This is a genomic window from Vulcanococcus sp. DEBay_Sum22DG08_74 (assembly GCF_017852955.1).
Taxonomy (GTDB): domain Bacteria; phylum Cyanobacteriota; class Cyanobacteriia; order PCC-6307; family Cyanobiaceae; genus Vulcanococcus.
This window is the reverse complement of record NZ_JAFMKL010000069.1, coordinates 1-9,021: the sequence shown is the minus strand read 5'-3', so window position 1 is coordinate 9,021 and position 9,021 is coordinate 1. Positions and strand designations below refer to the sequence as shown.

The following is a 9,021-nucleotide window of genomic DNA, read 5'->3' as shown; positions in this document are numbered from 1 at the left end:
AGTTGTCCGGCCGTGGGCATGGGGCTGACGGTGATCGCCAACGCCCTGCGGATTGGCGATCAGGTGTTGGGTGTGCTGTGACCAGCGGCTCGGGCCAGGCGACCTCTGAACTCCGCCGGATGGCGGAACGGGACCAGGACCAGGTGCCTTGGTCGCTTTGGGGCAGTTACTTGCCGGAGCGGCAATGGGGGACGGTTCGAGAGGACTACTCCGCCGATGGCAACGCCTGGACCTCCTTTCCCCATGACCATGCCCGTTCACGGGTCTATCGCTGGGGCGAGGACGGTCTGCTGGGGATCTGCGACTCGGAGTGTCGCCTCTGCTTTTCGCTGGCCCTTTGGAATGGTCAGGATCCAATCCTCAAGGAGCGCCCCTTTGGCTTGGCCAACGGCGAGGGGAACCACGGCGAGGATCTCAAGGACTACTACTTCCACCTCGCCAATACGCCGACCCACAGCTTCATGCGTGGGCTCTACAAGTACCCGCAGCAGCGCTTTCCCTACGAAGACCTGATTGCTGAGAACGGCCGGCGCAGTCGCGATCAACCCGAGTACGAACTGGTCGACACCGGCATCTTTAACGAGAGCCGCTATTTCGATGTCTTTATCGAGTACGCCAAGCGCTCCCCCCGCGACCTGGCGATTCGCCTGAGGGTGATCAACCGCGGTGATCAGGCGGCTCCGTTGACCCTGCTGCCCACCCTCTGGTTACGCAATACCTGGAGCTGGGGCTACCCGGATGAGCAGGAGCAGCCGATGGGTCTCAAGGGTGATGTCCTGCAGGCCCAGGTTGGTGGTGGCTTGGGCGGCTACGAACTCCACTGCCGTAATGAAGGGCGTTGGATTTTTACCGACAACGAAACCAACACCGAACGCCTCTATCAACAGCCCAATACGCGGCCCTATCAAAAAGATGGCTTCCACCGCTATTTGATCGAGTCCGAGCAGGGGGCGATCAACCCCCAGCAGAGCGGGACCAAGGCTGCTCGCCTCCTGCAGCGCACCCTGCAACCTGGCGAGGAATGGCAGGTGGACCTGCGCCTGATGGCCCAGGACGAGACCAGCGGGAATGAGGCCTTTGGTCCTGAGACTGATGCCCTGTTTGTGCAAAGGGAGCGGGAATGGAACGAGTTCTTCGCCGAGCGTGTTCCCAACCTCTCCAAGGAGGACCGTTTAATCCACAGCAGCGCCGCGGCAGGGTTGCTGTGGTGCAAGAAGTACTACGGCTGGAGTGTTCTGCGCTGGCTGGACGGCGATCCGACCTCCCCGGTGCCACCCCCCCAGCGCTGGGCGACGGACAACGCGGAATGGCAGCGGCTGCATGCCCACGACGTGATTTCGATGCCCGATGCCTGGGAGTACCCCTACTTCTGCCAATGGGACCTGATGTTCCATGCGGTCGCCTTTGCGGTGATCGATCCGGCGACGGCCAAGCAACAGGCGATGGTTCTGCGGACGCCCCACTACACGGCGCCGAATGCGCAAACCCCTGCCTACGAGTGGGCCCTCTCTGATCCCAACCCGCCGATTGGCGCCTGGGCGGCGATGCGCATTTTTCAGATCGAGCGCAAGCAGAACGACGAGGGCGATCTGGGCTTTCTGCATGCGGCCCTGCGGAAGTTGATCCTGGAATACGGCTGGTGGGCGAACCGTAATGACCGGGGGGGAGACAACCTCTTTGAGGGGGGCTTCCTCGGTCTCGACAACATCGCGGTGTTTGATCGCCGTTACCCCTTGGCCGATGGCAGCCGCATTGAGCAGTGCGACGGGACCGCCTGGATGGCCTCCTTGAGCCTGAACCTGCTCAATATCAGTGTGGAATTGACGCGCACGGAACCCGAGTACGCCGATATCGCGGAGCGGTTTGTCTACGACTTTGTTCAGCTGGCCCTGACGCTGAACCTGCCCGGCAATCGCGGCTACCTGAATTGGGATGAGCAGGACGGCTTCTATTACGACGTCATCAAACGACCGGATGGATCGACGGAATACCTGCGGACCCGCTCGGTCTCTGGCCTGATTCCACTGTTGGCTGTGGCCAGCTTTGACGTTGAGACGATCAAACGGCTGCCTGTTCTTGATGTCACCCAGAGCTTGAGCTGGTTTTTGCATGAACGCACCAGCCCTGATTGGTTGTTGGATCACTTCGGGCAATGGCGCCATGACCGCCTGCTGTTTGCCCTGGTGCCGGAGCAGCGGCTACGCCGCATCTGCGAGCGACTCTTTGACGAATCAGAGTTTCTCTCGCCCTACGGCATTCGCGCCCTCTCGAAGGTCTACGAAGACCAGCCCTACAGCTTTACCGAGGGGAGTGAGACCCAAACCTTGGCCTACAGCCCAGCCGATAGCCCGGTGGCGATGTTTGGTGGTAACTCCAACTGGCGCGGTCCCGTTTGGATCCCAATCAACTTTCTCTTGATTGAGTCCCTGCAGAAGTTTGGCCACTACTACGGCGATGACTTCAAGGTGGAGTTCCCCACCGGCTCTGGCTGCTGGCTGAATCTTTGGGATGTCTCGCTGCAACTGCAGCATCGTTTGGTCAATTTGTTTCGCCGTGATGCCTCCGGTCAGCGGCCCTTCTTGGGCGATGTGGAGCTGTTTCAGAACGATCCCCATTGGCGGGATCTGATGCTGTTCAACGAGTATTTCCACGGCGACAACGGCCGGGGCGTCGGAGCGAGTCACCAAACCGGTTGGACGGCCATGGTCTGCAAGATGATCAATCAGCTCAGCCGCTATCCAGCGCCAGGCGCCCCTTCATCACAATCAGCGGACAGCCATTGAGCCCGTTTCTAGTTTGCGGGTAGTGGCTGGTTGATCCAGTGTTTGAGGCACAACTGCAGAAGCCCGATCGTCAGGACTTCGATCTGGTGATCATTGGCAGTGGTGCTGGTGGCGGCACCTTGGCGCGGGTTCTCGCGCCGACGGGTCTGCGCATCTTGATCCTGGAGCGCGGGGATTGGTTGCCCCAGGAACCGGAGAATTGGGATGCCGAAGCTGTTTTTCAGAAGGGTCGATACGTCTCCAAAGACATCTGGTACGACGGCAAGGGCCAGCCGTTCCAGCCAGGAAGTCATTACTTCGTCGGTGGTGCCACCAAGATGTACGGCGCCCACCATTTCCGTCTGCGGCAGCGGGACTTTGAGGAGCTGGAACACCGCGACGGCGTCTCCCCGGCGTGGCCCCTGCGCTACAGCGATTTCGAGCCTTATTACCAAAAGGCTGAGGAGATGTATCACGTCCATGGACTTCGCGGTGAGGACCCCACCGACCCCCCAAGTTCAGCGCCCTATCCCCATCCGCCGATTTCCCATGAACCGCGGATTCAACAGCTTGCCGATGATCTGCGTTCGGCCGGATTGAACCCGTTTCACGCCCCCAGTGGCGTGATGCTGAATGAAGCCAATATGGAGATCAGCCGCTGCAGGCGCTGCAACAACTGTGATGGCTTCCCCTGTCTGGTGCATGCCAAAGGTGATGCCGAGGTCTGTGGTGTCAGACCGGCGCTCAAGGAAAGCGGCAATGTCTCCCTCTTGACCCGCGCTGAGGTGAAGCGTCTGGTGACCAATCCAGAGGGGAGTGCCGTCACCTCCGTTGAGGTGGAACGCGATGGGGAACAGCTCAGCTACAAGGCCGATGTTGTTGTGGTGAGTTGCGGCGCGGCGAATAGCGCCCGCTTGCTGTTGATGTCGGCCAACGACCGTCATCCCCGCGGATTGGCCAATGGCTCTGATCAGGTGGGCCGGAACTACATGTTCCACAACAGCAAGGCCGCCGTTGCCCTGTCCCACGAGCCCAATCCAACGGTCTTCCAGAAGACCATCTCAATCAATGACTGGTATTTCGGCGATGCCGATTACGACTACCCGATGGGCAATATTCAAATGACGGGTAAGACCCGCGGCGCGATCATGAAGGGCTACGCCCCACTGGAGACCTTCCTGGTTCCGGGCTGGACCATGGACAAAATCGCCGAACACGCCCTCGACTTTTGGGTGTCAACGGAGGATCTTCCGGATCCAAATAACCGGGTGACGATCGATGCGGGGGGGCACATTCACCTGAACTACAAGGTCAATAACCAGACCTCAGCGGATCGGCTCTGGGGTCGCCTTCAGGGAATCCTCGACAAGCTCTACTTGAAGAAACACCTGGTGGAGCGTCAGGTGTACATCAAAAATGCCATGGGCATCGCGGCCGTGGGTCACCAGGCTGGGACCTGCCGGTTTGGCACGGATCCGGCGAGCTCGGTGCTCGATGTCAATTGCAAGGCCCATGAGCTCGACAACCTGTATGTCGTCGATACCAGCTTCTTCCCCAGCATTGGGGCGGTGAATCCATCCCTCACCGCCATCGCCAATGCCATTCGTGTGGGCGAGCACCTGACGGCTCGCCTGAAGACCTAGAGGGTGAGGCCGGTCTGGAGCACCTGCTCGGTAATGGCGTGATCCAGCGAGAAGAAGCCGCCGCCGCAACCGATCAAGACAACACACATCACGACATACATCGCCGCTTTCTCCCAGCTGGGGGGCTCGCCCACCCCCAGGGGGCCGGCGTAGTCCCCTTCTGGAATCAGATAGGGGTCAACGGCAACGAAGGGCAGTCCACCCTTCATCTCCAGGACCATGGCGTAGGCCATCGACACCAGAATTCCAAAGGCCGCAATCGGGGTCAGGATTCCGGCCACCAGCGCGATGCCGCCGGCCCACATCGATCCGGCTGAGAGAAAGCAGAGCCAGGCCGGGGTGCCCAACATTTGCGACCAGGTCTGCAGGTTTTTCAGCTTCGGCCAGCCATGGCGGATGAAGCAGATCCCCGTAAAGACCCGCAGCACCAGCAAGGAGGCTTCCGCAATAGGCGAAGGGGCCAGACCTGCGGGTGCATCGGGCACCAGCAAATTCACAAGAGTGACGTCCACAGCACTTCCGTGACTTCCCGAAAACTAGACATCACAACCGAAACCGGCCGCGCTTAATCCACGCTGATTAACTGCAGCTGGTGGCCGTCTGGATCGCGCACCTGCAATCCCCGCTGGAAACCCAAGAGCGCAGCCTGCTCGCTGTTCAGCGTCTGCACTCCGTCGGACACGTGCGAGCCGCCAAAGGACTCGAGACGTTGGCTGATGGCATCGAGCTCAGCGACCTCAAGGCGGATCTGCCAGTGGGCCAGGTCTGCCGCGGATTGATCGACCGGCAGGGGCCTCCCCCCGGTGGGCTCGATGTAGTTCAGGCATTCCACCCCCGCTCCCTCGGGGCAGCGGTGGGCACTGATGTGGACCCGCGTTCCCTCCAGGCCATCCAGCCGGTCCTGCTCCAGGCCATGGTTCACCCCATCACCGCCAAAGCGCAGGCCGAGGAGTTCTCCATAGAACGCGGTGCTGCGTTCGGTGTTGGCGTTCGCAATGGCGCTGTGGTCGATGCCAAGGAAGGTGCCCCTAGGCGTGCTGGGATGCCAGCGGGCATCGCCTTTGCCCCCCGGGAACTGCAGCAGCTCAAGGCAGTGTCCTTCGGGGTCGTGGAATTTGTAGGCCTGAATTCCAGCCGCCCCTTGGTTCCACTCCGGCAACGTTTGCGGTCCAGTGGAGATGGGCTGAAGCGCACCGGCCTGCACCTGGGCCGTGATCGGCTCCGCCGCCTTCGCCATGTCGGAGACCACGATGCAGATGTGCTGAAACCAGAGATCGCAACTTCTGGACTCCTTCGGAATCGGACGCCCAGGACGTAGTCCTGGCCCCAGTGCCAGCACCTCAGTCAGCTCCAATCGCTCCTGGCCGAGTTGGAGTTGGTGCAGGCGCAAGCGGCTTCCAGGCAGGCCGATGAGCTCCGCGTAGGGACCGGCGTCGATGTCGAACGCGGCCACCGGGCTGAAGCCGAGGTGTGTTTCGTAGAACGCGCTGAGGCGGTTGGCATCTGAGCAGCTGAAGCCGATGCTTTTGATCTGGGGAGTCATCGGGTACCTCGGGTGTTGGTGAAGAGGGAATAGAGCTGGTTCGAGGCACAGATGAAGAGGCGACTGCCGTAGCGATCGCCAAAGCAGAGGTTCGAGACCCGTTGGGGAACGCGAATTTTTCCGAGGAGCGCTCCATCTGCGGCAATCACATTCACGCCATCACCGGCGCTGCACCAGAGGTTCCCCTGCTCATCGATTTGAAATCCGTCGGCCCAGCCGACATTGACTTTGTGAAAGAACTGACCCGGTCCCAGGCTGCGTCCATCGGCTGCGACTGGATAGCGAATGATGTGTTGCCGCGGTTCATCGGCGTCAGGGGCTCCTGTCTCAGCGACATACAGCCACTGCTCATCGGGTGAGAAGGCCAGACCATTCGGTCCGTCGAGGTCGCGGATCACTGCATCAAGCTCGCCTGTTTCAGGGTCCAGGCGATAGAGCGCAGCTGGTTGCTCAGAGGCTTGCCGGCCCCCTTCGTAGTCATTGAGCAGGCCATAGAGGGGATCGCTAAACCAGATCGATCCATCCCGCTTCACCACGACATCGTTCGGTGCATTCAGGCGTTTACCTTCGGCCGCATCCACCAGGGTCGTCACCTGTCCGTCGTGTTCCAGTCGGGTGAGACAGCGACTGCTGTGGTGGCATTGGATCAGGCGTCCAGCGGCATCACGGGCTTGTCCGTTGGCGAAGTCAGAGGGTTCCCGAAAGACACTGATCCCATCGCGTTCGCTCCAGCGCAGCGTGCGGTTGTTAGGGATGTCGTTAAACAGAAGGCACTGGTGGTCTCCAAACCAGACCGGACCCTCCAGCCAGCGAAATCCCTCCGCAAGTAGCTCGAGCTCCGCGTTGAAGAGCACCAGCTGCTTGAAGCGCGGGTCGAGGCAGTCGCAGTGAGGAGCAAGCGGGCTCATGGCTGGGCAAAACAACCCGGTTGCAGATTCAGCCAGCGCTCATCCCGCGGTTGGATGGCCATCTGGATGCAGGGCTCATCCCCCAGTTGTTCGGAGAGGTGACCGCAGCGTCCCTCTGCATCGGTGATGCAGTTCTGATCGCCGCCGAAGGAGAACTCGCCAGGCCCCACTTCAATGCGCTGGCCATCCATGCTCGTGATGGCCCAGCGCCCCTTGAGCACATAGATCAATTTGGGTGCTGGGTTTTCATGCCAGCTCGCTTTCCAACCCACGGGTAAGACCACGGCCGTGGCCATTAACTCGTTCTCAATCACCCTGTTGAACAGAGGGGTATTGCGCGGTCCCAGTTGGATCAACTCAAAACCGCTGAGCTCGCAGTAGGTCTGTCGACTGATGCCATCGGCATCACGCCAAAGGTGCCAGTAGCCAAGAGCAATGCCTTGGTCGCTGTTGTTCACGGTCTCTTGTTGCGGTGGGCCCCAGCTCAGCTTGTCCTTGGTCCTGGTGGTTGTCAGCTGTGGTCTGTTACCGCCGCCATGCATACCCTGCGGATGAGTGATCAAACGGCATGTCGACGAATCCCTACGCCATGGAGACCCTCTCCAATTTCCTCAAGGGAAAGGTGATCATCGTGACGGGCGGCAACAGCGGAATCGGTAAGTCGATTGTTGAAACGGTGGCCCGCCTTGGCGCCAAGGTGGTGATCGACTACCGCTCCCATCCCGAGGCAACGGAAGAGCTCGAGCAAGAGATTGGCGAGCTGGGGGGCTGCTCCTTTGGGGTGCAGGCCGATGTGGGCAAGTTGGATGATTTGCAGCGTTTGGTTGAGGCCGCTGTGAGTCGTTATGGCCGCCTCGATGTCATGGTGAATAACGCTGGTATCGAAACCAGGACGTCGATTCTGGACACCACGCCAGAGGATTTCGACAAGGTCCTGAATGTCAACCTGCGCGGCGTTTTCTTCGCGACCCAGTACGCAGCCAAGCAGATGATCGCCCAGGGCAGTGGCGGCCGGGTGATCAATATCTCCTCGGTGCATGAGGACTGGCCGATGCCCAATAACACCCCCTATTGCGTGGCCAAGGGTGGTGTGCGGATGTTGACCCGAACCGCTGGCGTGGAGCTGGCCTCCAAGGGCGTGACGATCGTGAATGTGGGTCCGGGCGCTGTGGCCACGCCGATCAACGACTCGACGATGAACAACCCGGAGTTGCTGGCCAAGCTCAACGCCGCGATCCCGATGGGGCGGATGGCTCAGCCCGATGAGATCGCCAAGGTGGTGGCTTTCCTGGCGAGCGATGCCGCCAGCTACATCACGGCCACCAGCATCTTTGCCGATGGCGGAATCATGCAGAGCAGTCCTGGGCTTTAAGGGCACGCCTTGACCGTGCGGTCATGAAGATCACCCCCGAGCAACTGCTGCAGATGCGCCGCCGCCATCGCGGTTATCGCATCACCTTGGGGGCGCAACTCCTGTTGCTCTTGCTGTTGCCGGTGGCCCAGCGGGTGCCCTGGTTGCTGTCCTTGATGCTCTGCCTGCTGGCCATCGAGTTGATGGTGTTTTTGGCGCGCTATTCACCGCTGGGGCGTAAACGCCTGACCTACAGCCTGGGGACGCTCGCGGTGGTGCTGGAGATCACCTGGCATCTGGCCCTGCGTTGGTGGCCAATCCTGGGAAAAATTCTGACCCTGCCCCATGTCATGGTCTGGGTTCTGTTTCTTTTGGTGGTGGCGATTCGCAAGGTCAAGGCTCTGGTGCGGGAGCCCTATGTGACCTTCTCGGTTGTGCTTGGGGCCGCCTCGGGTTACCTCAGTGTCGGTCTGGCTGGTGGTGTGCTGTTGACAGCCCTTTGGGTGCTGCACCCAGCGGCCTTTCTGCAGTCATCCCTTCCTCAGCTCTCGGCCCTGGGAGACCTCACAGTGGCCGTGGCTCCAGCCCTGATGGCGGCCTCGTTTTCATTGCTCACCACGGTGGGAACGGAGGTGCTGCGTTCGAGTGATGTCACGGTTCAGGTGTTAGCGAACCTGATCACGATTAGTGGGCAGCTCTACGTCGCCATCTTGATTGGTTTGATTTTGGGGCGTGTGCATCACCGGGCCGTGATCTGACGCGATTTCGGCGGCATCATGTGCTCGGTTTGAGAGCACCGCCGTGGTTCTGCGCA

At 60.5% G+C, this 9,021-nt stretch carries 8 protein-coding genes; 4 read left to right on the top strand and 4 right to left on the bottom strand.

Annotated features, from left to right (window positions below):
• Positions 1-119 precede the first annotated feature (119 nt).
• Both QZ184_RS08180 and QZ184_RS08175 read left to right on the top strand, forming a co-directional pair.
• Positions 120-2,783 (top strand): glucosidase, encoded by a 2,664-nt coding sequence (locus QZ184_RS08180; protein WP_296418990.1) that lies wholly within the window; start codon positions 120-122, stop codon positions 2,781-2,783.
• A gap of 38 nt (positions 2,784-2,821) precedes the next feature.
• The gene (locus QZ184_RS08175) at positions 2,822-4,405 is read left to right on the top strand and encodes a GMC family oxidoreductase (protein ID WP_296415578.1); all 1,584 of its coding nucleotides are present in this window, start codon (positions 2,822-2,824) and stop codon (positions 4,403-4,405) included.
• Here QZ184_RS08175 and QZ184_RS08170 read toward each other — a convergent pair.
• Genes QZ184_RS08170 through QZ184_RS08155 form a run of 4 tightly spaced genes read right to left on the bottom strand, consistent with a single transcriptional unit; the run spans position 4,402 to position 7,314 of the window.
• Positions 4,402-4,917, bottom strand: coding sequence for a DoxX family protein (locus tag QZ184_RS08170; protein WP_247477509.1), 516 nt, complete (start codon positions 4,915-4,917; stop codon positions 4,402-4,404). The genes QZ184_RS08175 and QZ184_RS08170 overlap by 4 nt on opposite strands.
• Before the next feature lie 53 nt (positions 4,918-4,970).
• The gene (locus QZ184_RS08165; protein ID WP_296418988.1) at positions 4,971-5,948 is read right to left on the bottom strand and encodes a VOC family protein; all 978 of its coding nucleotides are present in this window, start codon (positions 5,946-5,948) and stop codon (positions 4,971-4,973) included.
• Positions 5,945-6,856, bottom strand: coding sequence for an SMP-30/gluconolactonase/LRE family protein (locus QZ184_RS08160; RefSeq protein ID WP_296418986.1), 912 nt, complete (start codon positions 6,854-6,856; stop codon positions 5,945-5,947). The genes QZ184_RS08165 and QZ184_RS08160 overlap by 4 nt, the downstream gene beginning before the upstream one ends.
• Positions 6,853-7,314: a cupin domain-containing protein gene (locus QZ184_RS08155; protein ID WP_247477524.1), complete on the bottom strand. Its 462-nt coding sequence runs from the start codon at positions 7,312-7,314 to the stop codon at positions 6,853-6,855. The genes QZ184_RS08160 and QZ184_RS08155 overlap by 4 nt, the downstream gene beginning before the upstream one ends.
• Before the next feature lie 110 nt (positions 7,315-7,424).
• Between QZ184_RS08155 and QZ184_RS08150 the strand changes: the two genes are divergently transcribed.
• Both QZ184_RS08150 and QZ184_RS08145 read left to right on the top strand, forming a co-directional pair.
• Complete coding sequence (locus tag QZ184_RS08150; protein ID WP_296415568.1) at positions 7,425-8,228, top strand: glucose 1-dehydrogenase; 804 nt, start codon at positions 7,425-7,427, stop codon at positions 8,226-8,228.
• Between the two features lie 23 nt (positions 8,229-8,251).
• Positions 8,252-8,965 carry a hypothetical protein gene (locus QZ184_RS08145; protein ID WP_247477527.1) on the top strand — a complete coding sequence of 238 codons (714 nt, stop codon included), beginning with the start codon at positions 8,252-8,254 and terminating at the stop codon, positions 8,963-8,965.
• Positions 8,966-9,021: the final 56 nt, after the last annotated feature.

What these genes read in the sequence shown, in the direction of transcription:
- QZ184_RS08160 (WP_296418986.1), bottom strand. Translation starts at nt 6,856, where the DNA reads ATGAGCCCGCTTGCTCCTCACTGCGACTGCCTCGACCCGCGCTTCAAG.
- QZ184_RS08145 (WP_247477527.1), top strand. Translation starts at nt 8,252, where the DNA reads ATGAAGATCACCCCCGAGCAACTGCTGCAGATGCGCCGCCGCCATCGC.
- QZ184_RS08150 (WP_296415568.1), top strand. Translation starts at nt 7,425, where the DNA reads ATGTCGACGAATCCCTACGCCATGGAGACCCTCTCCAATTTCCTCAAG.
- QZ184_RS08165 (WP_296418988.1), bottom strand. Translation starts at nt 5,948, where the DNA reads ATGACTCCCCAGATCAAAAGCATCGGCTTCAGCTGCTCAGATGCCAAC.
- QZ184_RS08180 (WP_296418990.1), top strand. Translation starts at nt 120, where the DNA reads ATGGCGGAACGGGACCAGGACCAGGTGCCTTGGTCGCTTTGGGGCAGT.